General features: G+C 46.3%; 2 protein-coding genes. One reads left to right on the top strand and one right to left on the bottom strand.

Features of this window, described 5'->3' with window-relative positions; translation table 11 throughout:
* On the top strand, positions 1 to 711 hold a 711-nt coding region (locus tag L1272_RS23055), incomplete at its 5' end, for an IS630 family transposase (RefSeq protein WP_235374377.1).
* A gap of 300 nt (positions 712 to 1,011) precedes the next feature.
* On the opposite strand, the gene L1272_RS23050 is transcribed toward L1272_RS23055, so the two are convergent.
* Positions 1,012 to 1,200, bottom strand: a 189-nt coding sequence (locus L1272_RS23050; RefSeq protein ID WP_235374376.1) for a GNAT family N-acetyltransferase, incomplete at its 5' end; no start/stop codon positions are given.

Raw genomic sequence — 1,200 nt, 5'->3', positions numbered from 1 at the left:
AGTAGTGAATTATTCGCACTGCTACTGCATAAGCTTTACCGTATCGTTATTCATAGCTCAACTCTCAGGCGGTGGTTGCCACAAGTCGGCATCGTCTGGCGTCGTGCGGCACCGACGCTGTATATCCAAGACCCAGATAAAGAAGCTAAGTTAGCAGCCATGCGGGAGGCACTTGAAAATTGCAGCGTGGACCATCCGGTGTTTTATCAGGATGAGGTGGATATCCACCTGAATCCGAAGATTGGTGCCGACTGGGGCTTTAAAGGTAAACAGCGTAAGGTAGCTACACCCGGCCAGAATAAGAAACACTATCTGGCGGGGGCACTGCACAGCCAGACAGGACAAATCAGTTATGTTGGTGGTGAGCGCAAGACCAGTGATTTGTTTATTGCGCTGTTGGAGCAACTGAAAGGGCAATACCGGCGAGCGAAAAGTATCACGCTAATTGTGGATAATTACATCATCCATAAGAGCAAAAAAACGCAGAAATGGCTGAATGAGAACCCAAAGTTCAAGCTCTTGTTTTTACCGGTATACAGCCCGTGGCACAACAAAATTGAAAAGCTATGGCATGCGTTGCATGAAACGATAACCCGTAACCATCAGTGTAAGAACATGGATGACTTACTGGAGCAGGTATACCACTTTATGGACACAGCGGCTCCGTTCCCAGGTGGCAAGCATGGCTTGAAGCAGGTGTATCACAATTAGGATCAGTTATCTAGTCAGCAGTAAATCCCTAGCATGGACTTGCATCTGGCACCAAACTCTACGCAGTTCTTTTCCATGTGCCGCGCAAAAACTTTAGCTCAAAACCGTTCAGTATTCGGTAATGCTGAAGTGAACGTTGATGTCCGCTATTCGCTCTTAGCTGCCTGTCAGGTGAAGTCTAAACCTAATCAACAAAACTGTAAGATGAGATATGAGCGTTCTACGGACAGCCTGTTCTACGGACAGCCAACTCACACCACACCTAGGTCAGTTAATCGGCCAATAGCGGTCATTGAATTGTTATAGTAGTAATTCCATATCAACCCTGTGCATGTCTAGGCCCCAACCATCAGTGATTTCTTTAATTGTCTTTGCCCCAAATTTTTCGAAGAAAGGAGCTGAAAGATGACTGGCGGCGATATCTATAACTTTCATGTCACTGTCCTTTGCCATTTTCTTAGCGTAAGACATCATTGCCGTTCCGATGCC

Origin of the sequence: Pseudoalteromonas sp. PAST1 (assembly GCF_021532515.1) — a bacterium.
Lineage (GTDB): Bacteria > Pseudomonadota > Gammaproteobacteria > Enterobacterales > Alteromonadaceae > Pseudoalteromonas > Pseudoalteromonas simplex.
Note: the sequence above shows the minus strand (reverse complement) of the source record. Positions and strands in the feature narration are given on the sequence as shown.